Origin of the sequence: Rhizobium sp. BK529 (genome assembly GCF_014194105.1) — a bacterium.
In the GTDB taxonomy this organism is placed as follows: Bacteria; Pseudomonadota; Alphaproteobacteria; order Rhizobiales; family Rhizobiaceae; genus Rhizobium.
Genome location: NZ_JACIAU010000003.1, coordinates 256,531 through 280,990, shown reverse-complemented (window position 1 = coordinate 280,990; position 24,460 = coordinate 256,531). Strand labels below are relative to the sequence as shown.

Here is a 24,460-nt window from a genome sequence, read left to right as displayed (position 1 = left end):
CATGGATATCGCCTTCCTCGCCAGCACCATGGTCACGCTTTTAAAAGCCGTGCCGACAACGCTGATCCTGTTCTTCCTGTCGATCTTCTTCGGTGGGCTGCTGGCGCTCGTCATCGTCACAATGCGTGTCAGCGGCAATCCCATCCTCTCCGGTTTCGCCAAGGGCTACATCTTCGTCTTTCGCGGCTCTCCGCTTCTGATCCAGATGTTCCTGGTCTTCTATGGCCTCGGTCAGTTCGGCTTCATCCGCTATTCCTTTCTCTGGCCTTTCCTGCGCGAGCCGATGGTCTGCGCCATTCTTTCACTGGCCCTCTGCACCGCCGGTTACTCGGCGGAAATCTTCCGTGGCGGCATCCGCGCCGTCTCTCCGAAGGAGATCGAAGCAGCCCGCGCGATCGGCATGTCGGGCTTCCTGATGGTGCGCCGCATCCTGGCGCCGATCGCCTTCCGGCATGCGCTGCCCGCCTACTCGACCGAGATCGTGCTGATGATGAAATCGACCGCGCTTGCGAGCCTCGTAACGGTCTGGGAAGTGACCGGCGTCGCGCAGCGGCTGATCTCACAGACCTACCGCACGATGGAAGTCTTCCTCTGCGCCGCCATCATCTACCTCGTTTTGAATTTCATCATCCTGCAGGCCATGTCCCTCCTGGAATATTGGCTGTCCCGACATCGCCGCGCCATTCCGCCGGCGCTGAAGGCTTGAACTCGACTGAACGTGATTGGAGCTTCCATGCCCGGCGTAACCCGACTTTCGGTCCGCAATATCAGAAAGAGCTTCGGCACCCATGAGGTGCTGCGCGGCATATCGCTTGATGCCGAGGATGGCGACGTGATCTCGCTGCTCGGCGCCTCGGGCTCGGGCAAGTCAACCTTCCTGCGCTGTATCAACCTGCTGGAGATCGCAAGCGATGGCGAGATCTGGGTCGATGGCGAACACATACAGATGATCCACAAGAACGGCAAGACGAAGCCGGCGAGCCAGAAGCAGGTCGATCACATCCGCTCCGAACTCGGCATGGTCTTTCAGTCCTTCAATCTCTGGTCCCATATGACGATCCTGCAGAATGTCATCGAAGGACCGGTCCATGTGCTGAAGCGGCCACGGGCCGAGTGCATTGCCGAAGCGGAAGCGCTGCTGGAAAAGGTCGGCATCGCCGACAAGCGTCACGCCTATCCAGCGCATCTTTCCGGCGGCCAGCAGCAGCGTGCAGCGATTGCCCGCTCGCTCGCCATGAAACCGAAGGTCATGCTCTTCGACGAGCCAACCTCGGCGCTCGATCCGGAACTGGTCGGCGAAGTGCTGCGCGTCATGCGCGCGCTCGCAGAAGAGGGCATGACCATGCTGGTCGTCACCCATGAAATGAGCTTTGCCCGCAATGTCTCCAACCGCGTCGTCTTCATGCGGGAAGGGCTGGTCGAAAGCAGCGGCACGCCGGACGAAATGTTCGGCGGCGGTGCATCCCCGGCCTTCCGGCAGTTCATCGGCCATTTCGGAAGCGGCCAATGACCATCACCATCGATCGGGTTGCCGGCTGGCGCGATATTGCTGATGTGGCCGCGGGCGAAACGCTTGACCTGTCGCAGGCGGCCTGGGACCGCATTATCAAGGCAAGCCGCATCGTCGAGCGGATCGTCGAGACCGGTGTCAGGGCCTATGGCATCAATACGGGCGTCGGCGCGCTCTCGGATACGGTGGTCGACAGAGCCTCCCAAAGCAGACTGTCCCGCAACATCATCCTCAGTCATGCCGTTGGCGTCGGTGAATTGCTGGCGCCGCGCGAGGTGCGTGCGATCATCGCCGCACAAATCGCCAATTTTGCCCATGGCCATTCCGGCGTGCGCCCCGAAATCGTCCGCTATCTCGCCGCCTTTCTCGAAAAGAACTGCATTCCCGACGTCCCCTCCAAGGGTTCGGCAGGTTACCTCACCCACAATGCCCACAATGCGTTGGTGCTGATCGGCGAAGGCAGCGCCAGCGTCAACGGCAGCCGCATGAGCGGCCGCGATGCACTTGCCGCGATCGGCCTCGAACCGTTAGTGCTTGGCGCCAAGGAGGGTCTCAGTCTCGTCAACGGCACAGCCTGTGCGACTGGGCTTGCAAGTGTGGCGCTTGCCCGCGCTGAGCGGTTGCTCGACTGGGCCGATGCGATCGCAAGCCTCACGCTTGAGGCGGCCGGCTGCCAGATGGCGGCCTTCGACGCTGCGGTTCTGGCATTGCGGCCCTCCGAGGGCATCGCCCGTGTCGGTGCGTCACTGCGCGCCCGACTTGCCGGCAGCGGATTGATCGCAGCCGCGCTCGGCAAACGGACACAGGATGCGCTGAGCCTGCGCTCGATACCGCATGCGCATGGTGCTGCGCGCGATGTCTTTGATGTCTCGGCTCTGATCGTCGATCAGGAACTTGCCTCCGTCACCGACAATCCCGCCGTGTCTGGCACGCCGGAAGAGCCGATCGTCTCCTCCGAAGCCCATGCGGTCGCGCCTGCCCTTGCGCAGGCTGCCGACAGTCTTGCGACGGCGCTTGCGCAGATCTCTGCGATGAGCGAACGGCGAACGGACCGTCTCGTCAATCCGCTCGTCAGCGGCCTGCCGCCGTTCCTGGCAAGTGACGCGGGCAGCAACTCCGGCTTCATGATCGCACAATATACAGCCGCAGCCCTTGCCAATGAAAACCGGCGGCTTGCAGCACCCGCTTCGACCGATGGCGGCATAACATCCGGTCTGCAGGAGGATTTCCTGGCGCATCCGACTGCGGCTGCCAACAAGCTGCTCGCGCTGATCGACAATGCCGAGTATATCATGGCGATCGAACTGATGGCGGCGGCACAGGCCCATGAGTTCCTGGTTGGTACCGCCCAGAGGGCGGCCGGGACGGACATGATCTATCGGGCGGTGCGCGCCGTCGTATCTCCCTATTCCGATGACAGGCCGCTGTCGCGCGACATTGAGGCTCTCCGCGGATTGCTCCGCAAGAGTGCGGCGCCGGCAATTCCCTGAGGAGATTTCCATGACTGCTCGATTCGACGTCGCCGTTATCGGCCTCGGCGCCATGGGAAGCGCCGCGCTCGCCTTTCTCGCCGCCCGCGGTGTCAAGGCGATCGGTTTCGACGCTTATTTTCCGGCCCATGCGCTGAGTTCCTCGCACGGCGACAGCCGCCTCATCCGGCTCGGCTATTTCGAGGATCCGTCCTATGTGCCGCTGCTCAAGCGCGCCTATCAGAACTGGCGATCGCTGGAGGCGCGATTGCGCACTGACATCCTGACGATAACAGGCGTGCTGCAGATCGGCGCGCCCGACGGCAAGGTCGTCTCCGGCACGCGCTCCTCCTGCGAGCTGCACGGACTGGCCCATGAGGTGCTCGACAAGGCGGAGATGGCGCGCCGCTTTCCGGCTTTCCAGCTCGATGAGCACGAGATCGGCCTGCTTGACCCGCAGGGCGGCTATCTCCGTCCGGAAGCGGCTGTCATGGGCTATCTGAGATTGGCTGTCGAGGATGGCGCAGCCCTGCATTTCGGCGAGAAGGTGACGGCGATCGAGCCCGATGATGCCGGAGTGACGATTACGTCCGAAACCGGACGATATCGCGCGGGAAAAATCGTGGTGGCGACCGGATCCTGGATTGCCGAACTCGTGCCGCAGCTCAAAAAGGCCGCGGTGCCGATCCGCCAGGTGGTTGCCTGGTATCAGCCGCAGGATGGCTTTGCGACGCAGCCGCAGCGAATGCCATGTTTCCTGCGGGACGAGGGTGCGGGGGGCTCCTATTTCGGCTTCCCGGCCATCGGCGTCGATGGCGTTAAGATCGGCAAGCACGCACATTTCCGCGAACCGATCGATCCCAACAAACCGAACCCACCCGTCAATGATGCCGATAACGCCCTGCTCGACGGCTTCGTCAAGAAACGCGTTCCGGGTGCTGCAGGTCTTCGCACGAAGGCGACGACCTGTCGTTATACGATGCTGCCGAGCGAGGATTTCCTTCTCGACCATATGCCGGGCGAAAAGAACGTCGTCGTTGCCTCCCCCTGCTCAGGCCACGGTTTCAAATTTACCAGCGTCGTCGGTGAAATCCTGGCGGACCTCGCACTTCATGGGCAGACCCGACTGCCCATCGACGCCTTTTCCTTTGCCAAGATCTGAATTAACCCTCTTGCCGAACCAGGGGCTCCGACGAGGTCACGCGTAGGCTGTCATCATAAGTCAGTTCGGAATGGCATGGATTTGCGTCTGATGGGCGGTTGCCGCCGTCTACGACTGGATCGTCGATATTTTCAGGACCAATCCATCGTTTGGGACGGGATTGACCTTCCCCTCCGGCCGACACGAGCAGGAAGAGAGCCTGCGCAAGATGCTGGAAACTATCGCTCCTGCGCCTTCTTCACAATCTCGCTGAGCTCTTCCGAGATCGAAAGGCAAGCATTGGCGACATCCTCGAGGAAGCCGGCAAGCTCGATCGGCTGAACTGTCGGATCATTAACGAGACGCCGTACCAGTTCGGTGTGCAGCTTCGTGCGGGTCAGAATTTCCTCCTGCAGCGCCGCCGTTGCGGACTTGTCGCCCGCCCTGTCAAAACCTGCCATGATCATACTGTCTCAAACGAACTCGGTGCGTCCCGCTGACCTTCAACGCGCAACAGCAACGCACTGCAGCTCTCCATCGTAATCGGGTCAGACGAGGCGGGAATCGTGCCGACAATGGTCAGATAAGGCTCCGGATGGCCGGCAATCTCCACCGGGGGACTGTCGACGATCTCCAGATCGAAGAGAATGGTCCACAGCCGCGCAAGGCGTTGCTCGGCCTGGATCAGAACCTTCCTATAACCCTTGCGCCCCACATGATCGAAAGTCATCTGAATGCAACGCTTAACCGTAAAAGGGTGTCGGTACTTTTCTCGGAAACAGGTTCGTTCATACTTTGCAAAATCGGCGAACCAGCGAATGCGAAGGGAACCGATGGGCTCTTCGGCATCATAAAACACGAAATGCGTGGCTTGATGATCATTGCCATCGAAGATGAAGGAGGGCGAGATACCGTGCTCATGGACAAAGCAGATACTTCTGAGGATCATCGCATCGCGAACGTGGTCCGGAGTCGTTGCGACTTGGCATCGGAGATTGGGATATTTGTTCACCATCGGTCGGCCTCTTTGTCTTTATAACCCATTTCAACCCCAGATCGCCTTCAACGCGAAGGACGAAGATTTCAGGGGGGATTTCAAAAATGACAGACCCTGTTGATCCGATGACGACCTTCGTGGCTCTCTGCGCAGAAGGGGCGCGCCGGTTCGGTGACGACCCGCGGGCTATTGCGAATTTCGTGGAAAACGAGATTGCCCGCCTGTCTCAGACGGAGCGGCGACAACTCAAAGAGCAACTGACGCTTTTGACCGATGGGGGCGGGTCTCAAAAGCCGACCATGTAAAGACAGCTCGCAAAATTTTGCGGTCTACACAAAAATCCTCAAGGAGAGGCATGAAAGATCAGGAACTGAATTTGGCAATCGGCCAGAGACTGCGCTCCGTGCGCACCGCGCGTGGCATCACACAGAACGAACTGGCTGCACATATCGGCGTTGCGTTTCAGCAGATTCAGAAATACGAGAATGGCACAAACCGCCTGTCGATCGCGGTCATGCTCCGTCTATGCGATTTCATGAAGGTGAATGCCGGCTGGTTCGTCAGCGGCATCGAAACCGAGGCGGGGGCTGGTGTCGAGGATGAGGCGGCCTATCTTGCGCAGGAAATCGGTCGGATCTCCGATGAGACGATCCGGCGCAGTCTGACGATGCTGATCCATTCTCTGACCGCCGCGGATGTCGCGAACTGACCCCGTGTCGCGCAGCGACGGAAATCGGGCGCCCCCTGACCTTATGAGGCGGCGTCTGCATTGAGCGGCCTCGCAGGGAAACTGCGGGGCCGAACCGGTTTTCAGCCTCAAGCTGCCTTCGGATAACGCGCGGCGTACCAGGTTTTAAATAGGCGATACTGGTTTTCCAGATGACGGCGCTGCGAGTCGCTGAGCTTGTCGGTCTCATTGAAATGCAGCGTGTATTCCCTCTCGCCGTTCAGCACCATCAGATACTTGTAGTGCAGAACGAGGTCCGGACCTTCGTCATAGGTCGACAGAACCATCAGCGCCTCTTCGAGCTCGCGGGCGGCGCTGCGGGCAGCGGCATCGCCCTTGGCGGCCTTTTCGCAGAGCGAGACGAGATGCAGGACTTCCTTTGGCAGCGCATTGCCGATGCCGGTGATGGCGCCGCCGGCGCCGCAATTGACGAAGCCGTGATAGACGCCGGTGTCGACGCCGACCATCAGCGTCAGCGCGTCATCGCCGGAAGTAATGTTTTCAGCCGCATAGGTCATGTCGCTCTTGCCGCCGAATTCCTTGAAGCCGACGAGGTTCGGGAAGCGCGAACGCAGATCGAAGAACAGATCGGCGCGCGTCGCAAAGCCGTAGTAGGGGCTGTTGTAGATGACTGCCGGCAAGCCTTTCGCAGCCTCCAGGATTGCCGAAAAATGGTCACGCTGGGCCGAAACGGACGAGCCGCGCGACAGCACGCGCGGGATGACCATCAGTCCCTTTGCGCCGACGGCGGCCGCATGCGCGGCATGGGCCACGGCCGACTTGGTATTAACCGCACCGGTGCCGACGATGACGGGAACACCCGCCTCGACGAGGCGCTTGACGCCTTCCTGACGCTGTTCGTCCGTCAACAGCGGCCAGTCGCCCATCGAGCCGCAATAGACGACGGCGGACATGCCGGCGTCGATGAGTTCCTTGCCCTTGCGGGCAAGTGCGTCGAAATCAGGGGTACGGTCATCCTTGCAGGGCGTCATGAGCGCCGGGATGCAGCCTTGGAATACGGAACCAGTCATCGCCAATCTCTCGTTATCTGGAAACTCCCCGGAACGGCGGGGTTGAAAAGGCATCTAGCATTCTGCCGACTTTTTGTCGACAAGAAAAATACAAAGTATAATTTTACGTCAGCGCTCATAGAAGCGCGTTCCTAACGCGGTCGCGGGAATCTCGCAGCGACTACAGTGCGAGCCCGGCATTCTGGCGGGAATCGGCGGTGATGTAGGAGCGGATCTGCCGGACGATCTGGTCTGCATGCGCCGATGCCAAGCTGTCGGCAAGGCTCACGTCGCGATTGATGATCGCCTGGATCATTTCCTCATGCTCGCCGACATATTGGCGCGGCAGGACATCGTTGAAGGAGGAATAATAGAGCCTGAGGATGCGGCGTCCCTCGTCCAATAGCCGGGTGAAGAGTTCGACATAATATCGGTTCCGGCCGGCCTGAGCGACGGCGATGTGAAAGTCGCGATTGGTCGCGATCATGCCGAGCACGTCACGATTGGCAACGGCAACCTCGAAGGCCTTCTGCTGAACGCGGATGGCGACAATGTCGCCTTCGGCATGATTGCTGGCGGCAAGCCGTGTCGTCACACGGTACATCAGCGTCAGCGCATCGAAAAACTCCGGCAGGCCAAGGAAATCGATATTCGAGACGATCGTCGCGCGATTGGTGAGCGTCGTGATCAGCCCCTCGGCGGCAAGCCGCACGAGCGCCTCGCGGATCGGTGTTCGCGACAGGGCAAAACGATCGGACAGATGCTGCTCGTCGATCGGGCTGCCCGGCGGCAGTTTCAATTCGATGATCTCGTTTCGAAGCGTCTCATAGACCGTCGATACTCCGGAGCCGCGCCGGTGCAGTTGCTGTCTTTCGGTCTCCTCCACGCGTCCATCGTCCTTTCAAGCAGCTGAGTTCAGTGCGACTCTACTAGCGAATCCACGCAGGTACTTCAATTTGAATATACTTTCTGTCGGCAGATGGAATTTTAAATGTTCCTCTCCACGTAAACGCAATCCACTCTGGCGCACTTCTTAACCATCGGATGTTTGGCATGGAGATCCGATATGGCGAGGATGACTATATCGATGCCTGATCCAGGGGGATCAGCAGCAAAATGACAAGATCGCGCCATGCACGATTTGTCGACGAGGACTTGGATCTGATCGTCTACACCATTGAAGACAGCGCCGGTATTGTCGTTGTTCGTCTTCGCCACAGTCATAAGATTGGGCTGGCGAAGCCTTTGAGGCTCGCCCGGATCGACCCTTGTGCAGACCCCTGCACAGAATCCAAACCCCAGAACCCGCAGACCCCAATCAGCTCTTGCCCACCTCGACGGTTGCGGTCAGACCTGCGATCAAGCGGACATCATCGGGGACCCTGTCGATGCTGATGCGCACCGGCACGCGCTGGGCCAGGCGCACCCAACTGAAAGTGGGATTGATGTTGGCGAGAAGGCCGGTGCCTGCAGTGCGTTCGCGATCCTCGATGCCGGTTGCGATGCTTTCGACATGGCCCTGAAGGCTTTGCGACTGGCCCATCAGATGGATGGAAACCCTGTCGCCAGGATGGATGCGCGGCAGCTTGGTTTCCTCGAAATAACCTTCAACACGCAGCGAATCGGTGTCGATCAACGCGATCTTGGCGGTCCCGGCGCTGACGTAATCTCCCGGGCGCAGGCTGAGGTTGGAAACCGTTCCGTTGACCGTCGCCTTGACTTCCGAGCGCTGCAGATTGAGCGCAGCGAGATCGCGGTTGGCGGTTGCCTGGCGGAAGGCGGCCTCGGCCTGTTCCTCGGCTGTCTGGGCCTGTTCCTTCTGTTGCAGGGACGCGGCTTCGCCGAGCCGCTCCTGCCGCTCGCGTTCGCGATGTGCCTGGTCGAGGGCGGCCTTGCTGCCCTCGAGGGCTGCTTCCGATTGGGCAAGCGCGATCGAGAAACGCTCGCGGTCGACGCGGAAAAGGACGTCGCCTTTCTTGACCGCCTGGTTGTCGGTGACGAGCACCTCGCTCACAAGACCGGAAACGTCAGGCGCCATGCCGACGACATCGGCGCGCAGGCGCGCATCGCGCGTCCAGGGTTCTTCCATGTAATGGCCCCAAAGCCCGCGGCCGGCGAAGACCGCAGCGATGACGACGGCAAGGGTGACGATGAGGCGGCCAATGAATTTCAGGGAGTTCATACGAAGTACCAGCGTGTGAAAGAGGAGACGGCTCCGAGGACGAGCACGTAAAGGGCAAGGTCGAAGAGACCTCGGTGCCAGACGAGGGAATAGGCGCCGAGCCAGGCGAGGATCCGCCTGACGACGATGATCAGCAGGAAGCTCAGCACCATGAGAACAAGGAGGCGTGGGACATAGACGCCGTAAACATCAAATTCTGCGGGCATGACAATTACTCAGCGGCAAGCGGGAGGAGTTGCGGCGCAGCCTCGGCCGCCTGCCAGCTTGCCGGCGGGGCTGCGTCAGGAAAGAGTGCACGTCGCAGGCCGACGAGAGCGTCGATACAGTCGGCGCCACGCCTGTCGTCTTCGAGTGCGATGGTCTTCAGACTGTCGTCAATCGATTGGCGCAGGTCATCCGGTGGCTCGAGCGGCTGGCCCGCATCGATTCGGCCATGATAAAAATCGGCAATGCCAGACAGGACGGCGCCGAGCGATGCGGCACTGGCGCCGCGCAACTTCCTGCGCTCGCCCTGCAGCATCAGTACGTTGAAGCCAATCCGGACCTCAGCGAAGCCATCCACTTTCTTCAATTCGCGATCTTCAACGACCGCAAGGCGCGGAACGAGCTGGCCCAGGCGATCGAGAATGCGGCCGGAGAGCCGCTCATGATCGGCATGGCGCTCGCCGGCTGCCGTCTCGGCAAGATCGGTCCAGCCCGCACGCACCAGCCGCCAGGCGGCGAGCTCAGCGCCGAAGGGGCGCGCAACCAGCGTCCAGACCAGGGCGAAGCCGATGCCCGCGAGCGCGGCGATCGCCTCATTGGCGAAGGTGGTGAAATCGGACGTATAGCGGTCCTGCAGCGCGATGAAGGAAGCGCTGTTTACGGTCAGGAGCATCGCCAGCATGTTAAACTTCGGCTTGGGGATCATCAGCCCCAAGAGCAGGAAGGGCGGCGCGAAGACCAGAACCAGCAATTCGTAGCTGTTGACCATCGGCAGGATGCCAAAAATGTAGACGAACGAGATGACGAGACTGACGCCGCACCAGATGAACATCGAGGTGATGAACGGGGCCGGCCGGTCGAGTGCTGCGAAGAAGGAACAGGCGACGGCTGCCATGGTGACGAAGCCCGCGCCATTCTGCCAGCCACTATAGATCCAGAAGGCACAGGCAACGAGAATGCCGGCAACGACGGCGCCGGCCTGGAAGGCAAGCAGCGCATAGTCGAAATGGCCGTTGCGACCGACGATCTGGCGATGACGAAAGACCGGCTGCCACGGGCCGGAATGTCCGCCGCTGATGATTTCGTCGCGCAGAGTCAGGCAATCTTGCCAGAGATCGACGATCTCCTTCAGGCGCGCCAGCGCACTCGCGAACAGTAATTCGCCCCAGCGGCGATCCGGGTCGGCCTGGCGGAGGTTTTGAATTCGCTGCGTCAGCTTTTCAGCGGTGTCGTCGGCCTGAGATTTTGCACCGAGGCTCAACCAGTCGGCGACCTCGTTCAGCAGGCAGACCAGATCTTCTGGCAGTGTCCCACGCTCGGCCTTCAGCGCGTGAAGCCGGTCGGCGAGCGAGGAGAAAAGCGGCAGCAGCATCAGGAGACGACCGCGCAACTCGCGCGAATGGCGCACGATATCGCGGCTGCCTGCATCGTAGCCGAGCTGGCTGATGATGAGGTCGAGGCCGGTCACGTCGGCAGCAAGCTTCTGTCGCTTCAAGGGCGTTGCCGGAATAGCACCCTCGCCGCGCAAAATATCGTTTGCCCAGCTACCGGCATCGTCAAGCCAGGTGGCGATACGCTGGCCGAGCACGCTGCGCACGCTGGTCGGGAAGACGACGGCGCTGACGAGACTGGCACAGACAATGCCGATGATGATCTCTTCCGAGCGGGCAAGGGCTGTGTCGAAGATGGTATCCGGCGAGCCGACTGACGGCAGGGCGATCAGTGGCAGCGAATAGCCTGCCAGCATGAAGACATAACTGCGCGACGAGCGGTCCAGCATCGAGATGAAAAGCAGCGTGCCCGTCCAGAGCGCGATGACGATGCTCAAAAGCTCCGGCGCGTTGACGAAGAGCGGCACGAAGAAGACGGCAGCACCGGCGCCGAGCAGCGTGCCGAGCGCGCGATAGAGGCCCTTCGAACTTGTTGCTCCAGCCAGCGGATTGGCAACGACGTAAACCGCCGCCATCGCCCAGTAGGGCCGCGGCAGGTCGAGGGACAGGGCAATGAAAAGGGCCAGCATGGAGGCAAGGAAGGCCTTGGCCGAGAAGAGCCAGTCCCGCCAGGAGGGAAGAGTCACGATGTTTCCTCGAGCTGCTGTGTTGCCGCCACGACTTGCGACGGGCTGATCTCTTCGAAGGCCTTGAGAACGCGGATCGCCGCTTCGAGATCGGCTTCGCTGACATCGGCGAGTATCCTGCCGCGCAGTTCATCGAGAACGGCTTCCATCCGAATGGCGAGGCTCTCGCCCTCCTCCGTCAACCAGAGACCCTTTGCCCGTCTGTCGATCGGATCATCCTTGCGGATGACGAGGCCAAGCGCTTCCAGCTGATCGAGCAGCCTGACCAGCGACGGCCCTTCAATGCCGACGTGATTGGCAAGTACGATCTGCCGCACACCACCGCCCAGCCGGCCGATCCAGAGCAGCGGTGCCGCACAGGCTTCCGAAATGCCGTGGGAACTGAGGGCAATATCGACAGCCCGGCGCCACTGGCGACCGGTCGACAGAAGGTTTGCGGTAAAGACGCGATGAAGGACAGGAGATGATTGCATGGCGATTTTAATAGCATCAAAATAGTTAGGATTCAAATGATTATTTAGCGCGCGTCAAATTTACGCTGGTGGATGCCTGGCGCGCGATGCAATCACGACGGATGTGGGGTGCGTCATCCCCGCATCGAGATGGACTGCAGCGGGGCGACACTGGCCCGCAGGCGGGGCGCTGCAAAATCGAGAAAGTGACGCATCTTGAGCGGCATCTGACCGCGGGCGAGGTGGACCAGATGAATGGGTGCGGGCTCGGGTTCGAATTCCTCGAGCACGAGCTCGAGTGCGCCGGCGGCGACGGACTGTGCGACCTGGTAATGAAGCAATCGGGTGACACCGACACCGCGGATTGCCGCCTCTCCTGCTGCTTCGGTCGTGGTGACTGAAAGACGCGGGCTGATCGCCACCTCGACCGGTTTCGCCACGCCTGCCCTGCGAAACTGCCAGCCGCTGGATGAGGTCAGAAGTTCGACGCCAATACAGGGTAGATTGAGGAGATCGGCCGGTTCCTTCGGCACGCCTCGGCTGGCAAAGAGAGCGGGACTGCCGCAGACCACACGGCGCACCGAACCGATGCGCGTGGCAACCATGGCGCTGTCAGGCAGATTGCCGATGCGCACCGCCATATCGACATGTTCGTCGACGAGATCGATGTTCCTGTCCGTCAGCATCAGCCGCACGTTGATCGCTGGAAAGGCGGCAAGAAAGTCTGCCACGACAGGCAGCACGTGAAGGCGGCCGAACTGCATCGGCGCTGTTATCACCAGTTCCCCCTTCGGCATCGCGAATTCGCCCGATGCCTGGCGCTCGGCCTCTTCCACCTGCTCGAGGATACGCCTTGCCGCCTCCACATAGGTGGCGCCCGCATCGGTCAGGGCGATCTTCCGGGTGGTGCGGGTCAAGAGCTTCGTTCCGAGCAGTGTCTCCAGCTCGGTGATCTTGCGGCTCAGCGTCGGCAGGGGAATTTTCAGAGACCGGCCGGCCGCAGAGAGGTTTCCCTTGTCCACCACCTCCAGCAGCATAGACATGGCTTCGAGCCGATCCATTCATTCTTCCAATTTCTGGTAAAATCACTTTCGATTGGAGCATATTCTCTTTGCAGGCGAAAATCGACATGTTGAGTTCGCGAAGCCAATCACAGCGGCCGTTTTCCGACGTAGCGGAGCAACCAGGCCGGCGCCTGATTACATCTTGATGGAAGAGCGCGGCCTCGCGCCGCTCCCCTCCAAACCTTGGAGAAATGGATCATGTCCTACGGGTTTCTTGACATTGCCTCGACGCCGAGCGTGCGCGCCGTGCAGGCAGAAATGGGCGTTCAGGACTTCTGGACCGGCCTGCCGACGGACCGCAGTTTCGATCGCTTCACTGAAAATGAGCGCGCCTTCATCGCGTCCCGCGACAGTTTCTACATGGCCACCGTTTCCGAGACCGGCTGGCCTTATGTTCAGCACCGGGGCGGCCCGCAGGGCTTTCTCAAGGTGATAGACGACCGCACGCTCGCCTTTGCTGACTATCGCGGCAACCGCCAGTACATCAGTACCGGCAATCTTGCCGCCAATGATAAGGTCTGCCTATTCCTGATGGATTATGCTCGCCGGGCACGGCTGAAGATCTATGCGCATGCCGAAAAGCTGACGCTCGACGCCGATCCCGCGCTCACGCAGATGCTCGCGACATCTTCCTATCGGGCAAAACCTGAACGCATCTTCCGTCTGCGCCTCGAAGCCTTCGACTGGAACTGCCCGCAGCATATCACGCCGCGTTATAGCGAAGCAGAAATCGCCGTTGGCCTCCAGCCGCTTCACCAGCGCCTGGCGGAGCTGGAAGCGGAGAACGCCACCCTGCGGGCACAACTCGCGCGCGGTGGAGGTGCCGGCTAAACTCCTATCTATCAGCATTATCGCCGCAGGATCGACGCCCGTTGCCAAGCGCCTGAGCGACCGACCCGCCGACCGCCTGGCGTCACCCGGCATCTGGGCCTCTCCGATAGCACTTCCAATTATCAGCGACCGGAGCAACATAGCTTCCGCGAATTCCTGTTCCGACGCGTCCAAATTGCGATTTCCCGTTCTTTTCCATCGCATTAGCAGCGCTCTTAGGTGAGTGCTAATTTTTTGTTTCGTCCCTCTTGAAATCAAAAAATCGCAAAACCAGATCATTTCGCGCAAGACGCTCGACCGAGGTCTTTGCACCCGCCCGGACTGGTCATCCGGTCCGGCTAGGGGAACAACATCATCATTGTTTGTCCATCGGAGGAAAACATGTCGTTCCGACCACTTCATGATCGCATTCTCGTCCGCCGCGTCGATTCGGAAGAAAAGACCAAGGGCGGCATCATCATTCCCGATACCGCAAAGGAAAAACCGCAGGAGGGCGAAGTTATCGCCGTCGGCCCCGGCGCGCGCAACGATGCCGGACAGATCCAGGCGCTCGACGTCAAAGTTGGCGATCGCATTCTGTTCGGCAAATGGTCCGGCACCGAAATCAAGCTGAATGGCGAGGATCTCCTGATCATGAAGGAAAGCGATGTCATGGGCATCGTCGAGGCTCAGGCCGAGCAGAAAAAAGCCGCCTGAGGGGCCTTCCAATCATCAGTCAAATTAGCTGCCTATTGAAGGAGTGAAAAAAATGGCTGCGAAAGACGTCAAATTCCACACCGACGCCCGTGAACGCATGCTGCGAGGGGTCGATGTGCTTGCCAATGCGGTAAAGGTGACGCTCGGTCCGAAAGGCCGCAACGTCGTCATCGACAAGTCCTTCGGCGCTCCGCGCATTACCAAGGACGGTGTTTCGGTCGCCAAGGAAATCGAACTCGAAGATAAGTTCGAAAACATGGGCGCCCAGATGCTGCGCGAAGTCGCCTCCAAAACCAACGATCTTGCGGGCGACGGCACAACGACCGCCACAGTGCTCGCCCAAGCAATCGTCAAGGAGGGCGCCAAGGCCGTCGCCTCCGGCATGAACCCGATGGACCTGAAGCGCGGTATCGATCTTGCCGTCGATGCGGTGGTCAAGGAACTGAAGACCAACGCCCGTAAAATCACGAGCAATTCCGAGATCGCCCAAGTCGGTACGATCTCCGCTAATGGCGATGCCGAGATCGGCCGTTTTCTCGCTGAAGCCATGGAAAAGGTCGGCAACGAGGGCGTCATCACTGTCGAAGAAGCCAAGACCGCCGAAACCGAACTCGAAGTCGTCGAAGGCATGCAGTTCGACCGCGGCTACCTGAGCCCCTACTTCGTCACCAACCAGGACAAGATGCGCGTCGAATTCGAGGATCCCTACATCCTCATTCACGAGAAGAAGCTCTCGAACCTGCAGTCCATGCTCCCGATCCTTGAGGCCGTCGTCCAATCGGGCAAGCCGCTCCTGATCATCGCTGAAGACGTCGAAGGCGAAGCTCTTGCGACCCTCGTCGTCAACAAGCTGCGTGGCGGCCTCAAGATTGCTGCCGTCAAGGCTCCAGGCTTCGGCGACCGCCGCAAGGCAATGCTCGAAGACATCGCCATCCTGACGGGCGGCACGGTCATCTCCGAAGACCTCGGCATCAAGCTCGAAAACGTCGCGCTCAATATGCTCGGCCGCGCCAAAAAGGTGGCGATCGAGAAGGAGAACACGACCATTATCGACGGCGTCGGTTCGAAGTCGGAGATCGACGGTCGTGTTGCTCAGATCAAGGCCCAGATCGAAGAGACCACCTCCGACTATGACCGCGAAAAGCTGCAGGAACGTCTTGCCAAGCTCGCTGGCGGCGTTGCCGTCATCCGCGTCGGCGGTTCGACGGAAATCGAAGTGAAGGAAAAGAAGGATCGTGTCGACGACGCTCTGCATGCGACCCGTGCCGCCGTCGAGGAGGGCATCCTGCCCGGTGGCGGCGTTGCACTGCTGCGTGCCGTCAAGGCCCTCGACGGTCTGCCGACTGACAACGATGATCAGCGCGTGGGCATCGACATCGTCCGCCGCGCGATAGAATCGCCGGCCCGCCAGATCGCCGAAAACGCCGGCGCTGAGGGTTCGGTGGTCGTCGGCAAGCTGCGCGAGAAGAGCGACTTCTCCTACGGGTGGAACGCCCAGACCGGCGAATATGGCGATCTCTACGCGCAAGGCGTCATCGATCCGGCCAAGGTCGTGCGTACCGCGCTTCAGGATGCCGCTTCGGTTGCCGGCCTGCTGGTCACGACGGAAGCCATGATCGCCGAAAAGCCCAAGAAGGACACCGCCCCGGCAATGCCTGCCGGTGCCGGCATGGACTTCTAAAGCGATTGCGAAGGTCCGCGCCGTCTGTCGGCGCGGACCTTCAGATGCTTTATGGAAACCAATCAAGTTCCATCGGTCACGATCAATGGAGCCAAGTTATGAGAAAGGAAAACATCAACAGATCCGCAGCGCGGGAAACCACAGCAGTGATTAGCGCCGCGCATCTGCTTCATCCGGCCATCAATTTCGAGATCTCCCGCGAGGTGCTTTCAGCCGAAGACGTCGGCAAGGACGCGAAGCCGGTCATACCCGCTTCAGAGGCATCCGAGTTGTCTGCGATCGAACCCATACCGGCTCTTCGACTTTTTTCAGAAACGGATAAGGCCGTCTCCCGTGACGAGGCGATCGAGGCGCTCAAGACGTTGGAAAAGAACGATCGACGATCTCAAGGGATAATTTCATCTCATTTCTTCGACATCCAAAGACCCCCTCGACGGAACCCGCAGCGAGTTCGCCGGTTAGGGAGCATTGGCCTGTGCAGCTACCGGAAAGGAGGATGTCGCCGACAGTCATTCGAGATCTAGACATCCTATCTGGCCGCTGCGTGCCTTCGAGGACGCAGGTGGTTCTTTCCTGAGGATTCTTTGCTCAATTGAGGAGGTTTGCCGATGAAGATCGCTCAGATCGCACCGCTCGCTGAAAGCGTTCCGCCCAAGCTTTACGGGGGAACCGAGCGCATTGTCTCCTATCTCACTGAAGAACTCGTTGCCCAAGGCCATGACGTCACGCTCTTTGCCAGCGGCGATTCCGCCACCAGTGCTGTACTGGTGCCGTGCTCGGACATTGCGCTGCGGCTCAACCCGGCGGTCAAGGACCAACTGCCGCACCAGATCATGATGCTGGAGGAGATCCGCCAGCGCGCGCATGAGTTCGACGTGCTGCATTTCCATATCGATCTCCTGCATTTCCCGCTGATCCGAGATTTCGCCGACCGCACGGTCACGACGCTGCATGGGCGTCTCGACCTGCCTGATCTCAAGCCCTTCTACAAGGCGTTTGCCGATATTCCCCTCGTTTCGATCTCCAATGATCAGCGCCGCCCGATGCCGCCGGTCAACTGGTCGGGAACGGTTTATCATGGCCTGCCCCGAGATCTGCTACCCTTCACGGAACGGCCGAAGGGAAATTATCTTGCCTTCCTCGGTCGCATATCACCCGAAAAGCGGCCAGACCGCGCCATCCAGATCGCCGCAAAGGTCGGCATGCCGCTGAAAATGGCAGCCAAAATCGATGATGTGGACAGAGCCTATTGGGAAACGGTGATCGAGCCGATGGTAAAAAGCCATTCGAATGTCGAGTTCGTCGGCGAGATCGACGAGCATCGGAAGGCGAGTTTCCTCGGCAATGCCGGTGCGCTGCTTTTCCCGATCGATTGGCCGGAGCCCTTCGGGATTGTCATGATCGAAGCTATGGCCTGCGGTACACCTGTTATCGCTTTCCGCTGCGGCTCTGTTCCTGAAGTGATCGATGAGGGCGTCTCCGGTGTGTTGGTCGACAGTGTTCAGGAGGCCGCAGAAAATATCGAATGGCTGCTGCGGCTTGATCGTCGCAAGGTCCGGCGTGCTTTCGAGGATCGTTTCACAGCAGAACGGATGGCGCGGGACTATCTCGGCATCTATCGCAATCTGCCGGGCGTTCGCCCAAGAACCGCTGTTCGCCGGGTGAACGGTCAATCGCTCGACCTGAAAGTCGTCGCCTAATCGCACGGGAGCCCTGTCGATGGTTTCAACAGGCAGTAATCCGGCCACTGCATTGGCGAGCCCCGCAGCGCCGATAGCACAGTTCTTCATTCCGGCTGCAGCATCTCTGCAAGAGAGGCGGCCCCGCACCCTGAAGCACGGCGACACCTTTGCCGTCTTCGATCACAATGGGGATGTGCTTTCCGGGCCTGGCAGTCCGGAAGGCCTCTTTCATCTCGATACGCGATATCTTTCCCACCTTTATCTGACGATCAATGGAAAGCGGCCAATGCTGCTGTCGTCCACATTGCGCGACGACAACGCCACCCTAAGGTGCGACCTGACCAATCCCGATCACTTTGACGACAAGGGCAAACTCACCCTTGGCCACGACCTGATCCATCTGCGAAGGTCACGCTTCCTCTGGAATGCGCGATGCTACGAGCGGCTGACCGTCAGCAACTATGACGATCGACCGCAGCATGTCCGCATCGAGATTGGATTTGGAGCTGATTTCGCCGATCTGTTCGAGGTGCGGGGAACGGTGAGGGCCAGGAGAGGACGGCATCTTCCGGCCGTCGTGGAGCAGGATGCGGTCCTGCTCTCCTATATAGGCTTGGACAAGCGGAAACGATCGACGCGGCTGTCCTTCGATCCGCAGCCGGATCAACTTGGCAGCGATCATGTCGTCTATGACCTCCACCTGGCGCCACAGGAAACCCGGCCGCTGTTCATCGAGATCGGTTGCGACCAGACGGTGACCCAGCGCCCAGGCTATCGTTCCTTTTTCATTGGCCTGCGGGATGCCCGCCGGGCGTTGCGGGCCTTATCCTCACGCGCGGCTTCGATTGCAACATCAAACGGGATCTTCAACGAAGCCGCGCGGCGCAGCATTGCCGATCTCTATATGCTGATGACGGAAAAGCCCGAAGGCCCCTATCCCTATGCCGGCATTCCCTGGTTCAGCACGGTTTTTGGGCGCGATGCCATCATTACCGCTCTTGAAACGCTTTGGCTGGATCCGGAGATCGCCCGCGGTGTTCTTGGGCATCTCGCGATCAACCAGGCGACGGATGTCGATCCATCCTCGGACTCCGAGCCGGGCAAAATCCTGCATGAAGTACGCGCCGGAGAAATGGCTGAACTCGGCGAAGTTCCTTTCCGGCGCTACTACGGCAGCATCGATTCCACGCCTCTGTTCGTGATGCTCGCCGGCGAATATCTCCATCGAACCGGCGACCTTGCAACTATCGAGCGTCTTCTCCCGCATATCGAGGCGGCTCTCACCTGGATCGACGAATATGGCGACCGGGATGGCGACGGCTTCGTCGAATATGGACGCTTGACCGAAGAGGGCCTGGTGAACCAGGCTTGGAAGGACAGTCACGATTCCATCTTTCATGCGGACGGCGCATTGGCCAAAGGGCCGATTGCCATTGCCGAGGTGCAGGCCTACGTTTACGGCGCCTGGCAGGCGGCGGCAGATATCTTCCGCCGTCTCAATCGGGCTGAACGCAGCGCAAGCCTCCTCGTCAGAGCTGAAGGTTTGCGTCGTGCCTTTGACGCCGCCTTTTTCGACGAGGAACTCGGCACATACGTGCTGGCACTTGACGGAAACAAGCGGCCGTGCCGAACCCGCTCCTCCAACGCCGGCCACGCGCTCTTCGCCGGCATCGCCTTTCCCGAGCGGGCCAAGCAGGTCGCCCGCACGCTGATGAGCGCTCCATCCTTCTGCGGCTGGGGTATCCGCACCATCGCCTCCACGGAGGCGCGTTACAATCCGATGAGTTATCACAACGGTTCGGTCTGGCCGCACGACAACGCGATGATTGCCAAAGGCCTGGCGCGATATGGCTATCGATCCGATGCTGCACGGATCTTCGAAGGATTGTTTGCCGCCTCCACCTACATCGACCTGCAGCGGCTTCCCGAACTTTTCTGCGGGTTTGCGCGTCAGCGCGCGCAAGGGCCGACCTTCTATCCTGTTGCCTGCGCGCCGCAGGCTTGGGCGGCAGCCGCTCCCCTCTCGCTGTTGCAATCCTGCTTGGGATTGGATTTCGATCCGGACGCCTTGCGGATCAGCTTCAACGAGCCGCGGCTGCCCTCCTTCCTGGATGAAGTGCTCTTGCGAGATCTATCCATCGGTAATGGCTCGGCCGATGTCGCCGTCCGCCGCTCCGGGCGCCATGTCATGGTCGATGTCGTCGAACGCAGAGGCGACGTTCGAGTGCTCACAATGCTATAGATGAACCACAATCTCCGGGAGCCGGGTTATACACCATTCCTATTGCGGCTCCTCATCGTCCGAAGTCAGCAGATCGACGAGCACAGCAACCCTGCCCGTCGCCAGGCGTCGCCCCTCGCCAATCAAGGCCTCGTCATTGTTGGCCCACGCAAATGCTTCTGCGAGCTCGGCCTGCGTTGCACCGGTCGCGATGACCTCGGCTACAAGTGTATCATCGACAGGCCCAAGGATGGCGATGACATCGTCGGAAGTCATTGTCATATCATTCCTCCTCTCTTTACCTCCGCGTGAACCTAGTAACGCTGCTAGAAAGATCAATTTTCCTATCGGAAAACTTACCCCTTGAATCCGCAAGGCACTGAATTATATCAATAATATAGCATGTTTGATGAGCCCATACTGTGGGGAGGCGTCGGCTTCTCCTGGCGCTCGGAACCCAAATGGGGCTTACCAACCGAACCAACAGAAAGGAGAAAACCATGAGTGTTCGTGATCTGATCCCGTGGGGCCGTGACACCGGCAACCACGTTCCAAATCTCTTGCGCGATGACGACCGTGATCCTTTCCTGTCGTTGCATCGTGAGGTGAACCGCTTGTTCGACGATGTGTTCCGCGGTTTCAGCTCCGGCGTTCCCTCCTTCGGCAGCCGTACCGCTTTCAGCGCCGGCTGGCCGAACATCGAGGTGTCCGACACCGACAAAGAGATCAAGGTGACCGCCGAGGTACCCGGCCTCGAGGAGAAAGACATCGAAGTCCTGCTGAATGATGGTGTGCTGACACTGAAAGGCGAGAAGCGTTCTGAGACTGAGGACAAGGACCGCCAGTTTTCGGAGCGGTATTACGGACGCTTCGAACGACGCATCCCGCTCGGCACCGAGGTTATGGAGGCACAGGTCGAGGCCCGCTTCAAGAACGGCATCCTGACCGTGACCTTGCCGAAAACCGAGAAGGCACAGTCGCAGGTCAAACGCATCGCCATCCAAAGCTAATCGAACGAAGACGCGGCGGCCATCTGGCGGCCGCGTCTTTGGCTACCAGATGGGACCGTGCCTTTCGCCCTTAGCATTTTCGTTTCGCTGGACGATTGCCTCTCAGTCGGAAACCGTCACATCGATCCAGCGTCTGGTCCCCTTGCTGCCATAGATCTCGACATCAACCCATACATTGCCGTGAACGATCATCGCCGCAGCGTCTCGGGTCATAGTCCCTTTGCCAGGGCGAAGGCCGGGAATGGTCAATGACCAAGTGTTTTGAAGGCGGATCATATCGACCATCATTTCTCCCTTTTCATCGCAATGGTAAGGCAACGCCTGGCGCGAATATCCAAGGAGGCTCGAGCCTGACATATGACAAGCAAGTGCAGGATCACATATTGCCTCTCGACGGCGATCCTTCTCACCGGCTTTGCGGGCGTGGCAGGCGCCGACCAACCGGATCCGTTTGGTCAATTCAACGAACGCTGTCTCGTTCGAGGACCGGATTTCCAGCGGACGGTCACTGCGGCGAAGGACAGGGATTGGCCTGCGCTTGCGACTGATATGGCCACAAGCCTCGCGCCCGTAGAAGATCCGGTGGCGCTGGAAGGCTGGAATCTGACCGCGGAAGGGGACGGTTCATTCGAGGCGCTGGTAGTCGCGCGGGCCTCAGTGGGCGACAGCCAAGTGGAAAGCTGCACCATGGCCTTTGCAGAAATCGACGCTGCGGCCTTTGAACGTCGTCTCGTCGATGAGACACACGCGCAGGCATCAGGCGCGAAGAATGGTCAGGGGCGCGTCAGGAAATTCCTCGAGGCGTCGTCCTCCGAGCGCAGGAAAGCGATCACCGTCGATTTGCCTCTCTATCCGAACGGACACGACGAAGTCATCGTCAGCGTCGTCTCGGAGCAGCAGATCGAAAACTGATCGGAAGATGGATTGCGCTGGCACTGCTGAAGGGTCGGTTCGGTTGGCGATTGCTCGAGGCGGTGGAATGCATCTGTGCAAGGTGGCTGCAAAGGGACTGATAATGCTCGTCGCCGGCGCATGCCTCCAGATCCCGCCAGACATGTTACTCCCGTTCATTGACCGAACGGGCCTAGGCTCCCTCATGACCATCAGGAAACCCCTCCTGATGGCATGGTCATTTACAGGAGCATGTCTTGAGCATCGAAAACAAAACGATTCTGATCACCGGCGCCAATCGCGGCATCGGCAAGGCTCTCACGGACGAAGCGCTACGGCGTGGCGCAAAGCGCATCTACGCGGCATCGCGCAGCGAGCAGCATCATGACGATGATCGCGTCACCTTCGTCAAACTCGACATCACCGACGAGCGTGACGTCCGGGAAGCGGTCGCGACCGTCGGAAACCTCGATATCCTCGTCAACAATGCCGGCATCTTCATGCCCGACGATCTCGGCGATGCCGACATCATCAACCGCCATATGGCGGTCAATTTCTTCGGCCCGCTGCGGGTGACCCGGGCTTTCCTGCCAGCATTGACGCGATCGAAGGGCGCCATCATCAACAACCTGTCCCTCTCGGCGCTCGTGCCGGTCGCCTCCACGCCGGCCTATTCGATTTCGAAGGCGGCAGCACACAACCTCATGCAGGCCTTCCGGGCGCTTTTGGCAGGCCGTGGCATCGCCGTGCACAGCTGCTTCACCGGGCCTGTCGATACCGACATGACGCGTGGCTTCGAGGTGCCGAAGTCGCCGCCCGCTCTCGTGGCAACCGGAATATTCGACGGCTTCGAAAGAGGCGAAGAGGATATCTTTCCCGATCCTTATTCCGAACGTATTGCCGATGGCTGGCGCACCGGCGTCATCAAGACGCTCGAGCAGGAATTTTCCGCCTACGTTCCGCCGGCGGCCGAAATGACACAGGAATGCTGTCACTGATCGTCGGTTTGCGTGAGGCTGGCAGACGACATTCCGGCAAACAGACAAGCCGGGTGGCCTGACACCGCCCGGCTCTTTTTCACCGTGCTGGTCCGCCCAGCTCAGGTCATCGTGCTGAGTGTTCGCGCGATCGCATTGCGCCAGCCGACGATCCTTGCCTGCCGATCGATCTCCGTCATGTCAGGCTGAAAGCTGCGGTCGCGCGCCCAGGCGCTGGCAAACTCGCTCTGATCCGGCCAGACACCTGCCTGCGATCCGGCAAGCCAGGCCGCGCCCAAGGCCGTCGTCTCAAGCGTCGCGGCCCGATCGACGGGGCTCGAGAGAATATTGGCGAGATGCTGCATGGTCCATTCGGAGGCCGACATGCCGCCATCGACGCGCAAGACCGTTTCGATCGGGTGATCGCCCCAGTCGCTTTTCATGGCAACGAGTAAATCGAGCGTCTGGTAGGCGACCGATTCCAGGACGGCGCGCGCGAGTTCTGCCGGGCCGCTGTTGCGTGTCAGGCCGAAGATCGCGCCCCGCGCCTCCGGATCCCAATAGGGAGCGCCGAGGCCGGTGAAGGCAGGCACGACATAGACCCGCTGCTGCGGATCGGCTTTGTCGGCCAGCACTCCGGTTTCGGAAGCTTTTTCAATTATCCCGAGACCATCGCGCAGCCACTGGACCGCTGCCCCGGCGATGAAAATCGATCCTTCCAGTGCATAGGTCGTCCTGCCCTTCAGGCGATAGGCAATGGTCGTCAGCAGGCGGTTCTTGGAGCGCACGCGGTCGTCGCCGGTGTTCAAAAGCGCGAAGCAGCCGGTGCCATAGGTCGATTTCACCATGCCCGGCTGAAAGCAAGCATTGCCAATCGTTGCCGCCTGCTGGTCGCCGGCCACACCGAGGATCGGAACGGCAGCCCCGAAAACGCTCGCCTCTACCGTGCCGAAATCATCGGCGCTGTCCTTGACCTCAGGTAGAAGTGCCGGAGGAATGTGCAGAATCTCGAGCAGTTCGTCGTCCCAGCGGTTCTCGGCGATATTGTAGAGCAAGGTTCGCGACGCGTTGGTCGCATCGGTGACGTGCTTGCGCCCGCCGGTGAGCTTATAGATAAGCCAGCTGTCGATCGTTCCAAAACAAACCTCGCCGGCCTCGGCGCGAACACGCAAGCCCTCGACATTGTCGAGCAACCAGCGCAGCTTCGTGCCCGAGAAATAGGGATCGAGCAACAGGCCGGTCTTGGCCGTGAAGAGCTTTTCGTAGCCATCGACTTTCAGACGGTCGCACATTTCGGCCGTCCGCCTGTCCTGCCAGACGATCGCCCGATGGAGCGGCTGGCCGGTGGCTCTGTCCCAGACGACGGTTGTTTCGCGCTGATTTGTGATGCCGACAGCGGCAATCGCACCGGGTGCCAAACCGCTTCTTGCCACGGCATCGCGCGTCGTCGAAAGCACCGTATCCCAGATTTCGGCCGCATCATGCTCCACCCAGCCAGTCTGCGGAAAATGCTGGGTAATCTCCGTCTGAGCCGACGATACGATCCGCATCTTCGCATCGAAGAGGATGGCTCGTGACGATGTCGTGCCCTGGTCGATGGCAAGGATATGGCCGCTCATGACATCTTTTTCCTGCGCA

General features: G+C 60.1%; 26 protein-coding genes. 15 read left to right on the top strand and 11 right to left on the bottom strand.

Features of this window, described 5'->3' with window-relative positions:
- Position 1: 1 nt before the first annotated feature.
- The 4 genes from FHX08_RS21280 to solA are packed head-to-tail and all read left to right on the top strand — an operon-like array spanning position 2 to position 4,141.
- Complete coding sequence (locus tag FHX08_RS21280; RefSeq protein ID WP_132656569.1) at positions 2-706, top strand: ABC transporter permease; 705 nt, start codon at positions 2-4, stop codon at positions 704-706.
- A 27-nt stretch (positions 707-733) separates the two neighbouring features.
- A complete protein-coding gene (locus tag FHX08_RS21275) occupies positions 734-1,510 on the top strand; it encodes an ABC transporter ATP-binding protein (protein WP_132656568.1) in 777 nt (258 codons plus the stop codon).
- The gene (gene hutH / locus FHX08_RS21270; RefSeq protein WP_132656567.1) at positions 1,507-3,000 is read left to right on the top strand and encodes a histidine ammonia-lyase; all 1,494 of its coding nucleotides are present in this window, start codon (positions 1,507-1,509) and stop codon (positions 2,998-3,000) included. Before FHX08_RS21275 ends, hutH begins: the two co-directional genes overlap by 4 nt.
- A 10-nt stretch (positions 3,001-3,010) precedes the next feature.
- The gene (gene solA / locus FHX08_RS21265; RefSeq protein ID WP_132656566.1) at positions 3,011-4,141 is read left to right on the top strand and encodes an N-methyl-L-tryptophan oxidase; all 1,131 of its coding nucleotides are present in this window, start codon (positions 3,011-3,013) and stop codon (positions 4,139-4,141) included.
- A 218-nt stretch (positions 4,142-4,359) separates the two neighbouring features.
- Here solA and FHX08_RS21260 read toward each other — a convergent pair whose 3' ends face one another.
- Together FHX08_RS21260 and FHX08_RS21255 are read right to left on the bottom strand one after the other, a co-directional pair.
- Entirely contained in the window at positions 4,360-4,581 is a 222-nt protein-coding gene (locus tag FHX08_RS21260; RefSeq protein ID WP_245508343.1) for a hypothetical protein, read from the bottom strand.
- Positions 4,582-4,583: 2 nt separating this feature from the next.
- Positions 4,584-5,135, bottom strand: a complete 552-nt coding sequence (locus FHX08_RS21255) for a hypothetical protein (RefSeq protein WP_246698356.1) — start codon at positions 5,133-5,135, stop codon at positions 4,584-4,586.
- 86 nt (positions 5,136-5,221) lie between these two features.
- On the opposite strand from FHX08_RS21255, the gene FHX08_RS21250 reads away from it, so the two are divergent.
- Positions 5,222-5,422 carry a hypothetical protein gene (locus FHX08_RS21250; RefSeq protein ID WP_132656564.1) on the top strand — a complete coding sequence of 67 codons (201 nt, stop codon included), beginning with the start codon at positions 5,222-5,224 and terminating at the stop codon, positions 5,420-5,422.
- Positions 5,423-5,472: 50 nt separating this feature from the next.
- On the top strand, positions 5,473-5,826 hold the full coding sequence (locus tag FHX08_RS21245; RefSeq protein WP_132656563.1) for a helix-turn-helix domain-containing protein: 354 nt from the start codon (positions 5,473-5,475) through the stop codon (positions 5,824-5,826).
- Between the two features lie 107 nt (positions 5,827-5,933).
- Here the strand turns inward: FHX08_RS21245 and FHX08_RS21240 are convergent, their stop codons facing one another.
- From FHX08_RS21240 to FHX08_RS21210, 7 genes are all read right to left on the bottom strand, one after another.
- Positions 5,934-6,875 (bottom strand): dihydrodipicolinate synthase family protein, encoded by a 942-nt coding sequence (locus FHX08_RS21240; protein WP_132656562.1) that lies wholly within the window; start codon positions 6,873-6,875, stop codon positions 5,934-5,936.
- Between the two features lie 160 nt (positions 6,876-7,035).
- A complete protein-coding gene (locus FHX08_RS21235; protein WP_132656561.1) occupies positions 7,036-7,740 on the bottom strand; it encodes a GntR family transcriptional regulator in 705 nt (234 codons plus the stop codon).
- 432 nt (positions 7,741-8,172) lie between these two features.
- Positions 8,173-9,036, bottom strand: a complete 864-nt coding sequence (locus tag FHX08_RS21230; RefSeq protein ID WP_132656560.1) for an HlyD family secretion protein — start codon at positions 9,034-9,036, stop codon at positions 8,173-8,175.
- Positions 9,033-9,242 carry a DUF1656 domain-containing protein gene (locus FHX08_RS21225; RefSeq protein ID WP_132656559.1) on the bottom strand — a complete coding sequence of 70 codons (210 nt, stop codon included), beginning with the start codon at positions 9,240-9,242 and terminating at the stop codon, positions 9,033-9,035. Before FHX08_RS21225 ends, FHX08_RS21230 begins: the two co-directional genes overlap by 4 nt.
- 5 nt (positions 9,243-9,247) lie before the next feature.
- On the bottom strand, positions 9,248-11,317 hold the full coding sequence (locus FHX08_RS21220; protein WP_132656558.1) for an FUSC family protein: 2,070 nt from the start codon (positions 11,315-11,317) through the stop codon (positions 9,248-9,250).
- Positions 11,314-11,790, bottom strand: a complete 477-nt coding sequence (locus FHX08_RS21215) for a MarR family winged helix-turn-helix transcriptional regulator (protein WP_132656557.1) — start codon at positions 11,788-11,790, stop codon at positions 11,314-11,316. Before FHX08_RS21215 ends, FHX08_RS21220 begins: the two co-directional genes overlap by 4 nt.
- Before the next feature lie 113 nt (positions 11,791-11,903).
- Positions 11,904-12,830 (bottom strand): LysR substrate-binding domain-containing protein, encoded by a 927-nt coding sequence (locus tag FHX08_RS21210; protein WP_132656556.1) that lies wholly within the window; start codon positions 12,828-12,830, stop codon positions 11,904-11,906.
- A 201-nt stretch (positions 12,831-13,031) separates the two neighbouring features.
- Between FHX08_RS21210 and FHX08_RS21205 the strand changes: the two genes are divergently transcribed.
- The 6 genes from FHX08_RS21205 to FHX08_RS21180 all read left to right on the top strand — a co-directional run bounded on the left by FHX08_RS21205 (position 13,032) and on the right by FHX08_RS21180 (position 19,965).
- The gene (locus FHX08_RS21205) at positions 13,032-13,664 is read left to right on the top strand and encodes a pyridoxamine 5'-phosphate oxidase family protein (RefSeq protein ID WP_132656555.1); all 633 of its coding nucleotides are present in this window, start codon (positions 13,032-13,034) and stop codon (positions 13,662-13,664) included.
- A 381-nt stretch (positions 13,665-14,045) separates the two neighbouring features.
- Positions 14,046-14,360: a co-chaperone GroES gene (gene groES / locus FHX08_RS21200; RefSeq protein WP_132656554.1), complete on the top strand. Its 315-nt coding sequence runs from the start codon at positions 14,046-14,048 to the stop codon at positions 14,358-14,360.
- Between the two features lie 52 nt (positions 14,361-14,412).
- The gene (gene groL / locus FHX08_RS21195) at positions 14,413-16,041 is read left to right on the top strand and encodes a chaperonin GroEL (RefSeq protein ID WP_132656553.1); all 1,629 of its coding nucleotides are present in this window, start codon (positions 14,413-14,415) and stop codon (positions 16,039-16,041) included.
- Positions 16,042-16,139: 98 nt separating this feature from the next.
- On the top strand, positions 16,140-16,565 hold the full coding sequence (locus tag FHX08_RS21190; protein WP_132656552.1) for a hypothetical protein: 426 nt from the start codon (positions 16,140-16,142) through the stop codon (positions 16,563-16,565).
- 84 nt (positions 16,566-16,649) lie between these two features.
- On the top strand, positions 16,650-17,741 hold the full coding sequence (locus FHX08_RS21185) for a glycosyltransferase family 4 protein (RefSeq protein ID WP_132656551.1): 1,092 nt from the start codon (positions 16,650-16,652) through the stop codon (positions 17,739-17,741).
- A gap of 19 nt (positions 17,742-17,760) precedes the next feature.
- Positions 17,761-19,965 (top strand): amylo-alpha-1,6-glucosidase, encoded by a 2,205-nt coding sequence (locus FHX08_RS21180; protein WP_245508341.1) that lies wholly within the window; start codon positions 17,761-17,763, stop codon positions 19,963-19,965.
- A 39-nt stretch (positions 19,966-20,004) separates the two neighbouring features.
- On the opposite strand, the gene FHX08_RS21175 is transcribed toward FHX08_RS21180, so the two are convergent.
- Positions 20,005-20,226, bottom strand: coding sequence for a hypothetical protein (locus FHX08_RS21175; RefSeq protein ID WP_132656549.1), 222 nt, complete (start codon positions 20,224-20,226; stop codon positions 20,005-20,007).
- A gap of 218 nt (positions 20,227-20,444) precedes the next feature.
- On the opposite strand from FHX08_RS21175, the gene FHX08_RS21170 reads away from it, so the two are divergent.
- The 3 genes from FHX08_RS21170 (at position 20,445) to FHX08_RS21160 (ending at position 22,843) form a co-directional block, all read left to right on the top strand.
- The gene (locus FHX08_RS21170) at positions 20,445-20,954 is read left to right on the top strand and encodes an Hsp20/alpha crystallin family protein (RefSeq protein ID WP_132656548.1); all 510 of its coding nucleotides are present in this window, start codon (positions 20,445-20,447) and stop codon (positions 20,952-20,954) included.
- Between the two features lie 423 nt (positions 20,955-21,377).
- Positions 21,378-21,866, top strand: a complete 489-nt coding sequence (locus FHX08_RS21165; RefSeq protein WP_312862169.1) for a hypothetical protein — start codon at positions 21,378-21,380, stop codon at positions 21,864-21,866.
- Between the two features lie 236 nt (positions 21,867-22,102).
- On the top strand, positions 22,103-22,843 hold the full coding sequence (locus FHX08_RS21160; protein WP_132656545.1) for an SDR family NAD(P)-dependent oxidoreductase: 741 nt from the start codon (positions 22,103-22,105) through the stop codon (positions 22,841-22,843).
- Positions 22,844-22,944: 101 nt separating this feature from the next.
- Here the strand turns inward: FHX08_RS21160 and glpK are convergent, their stop codons facing one another.
- Positions 22,945-24,441 carry a glycerol kinase GlpK gene (glpK, locus tag FHX08_RS21155; RefSeq protein ID WP_132656544.1) on the bottom strand — a complete coding sequence of 499 codons (1,497 nt, stop codon included), beginning with the start codon at positions 24,439-24,441 and terminating at the stop codon, positions 22,945-22,947.
- Between the last annotated feature and the right edge of the window lie 19 nt (positions 24,442-24,460).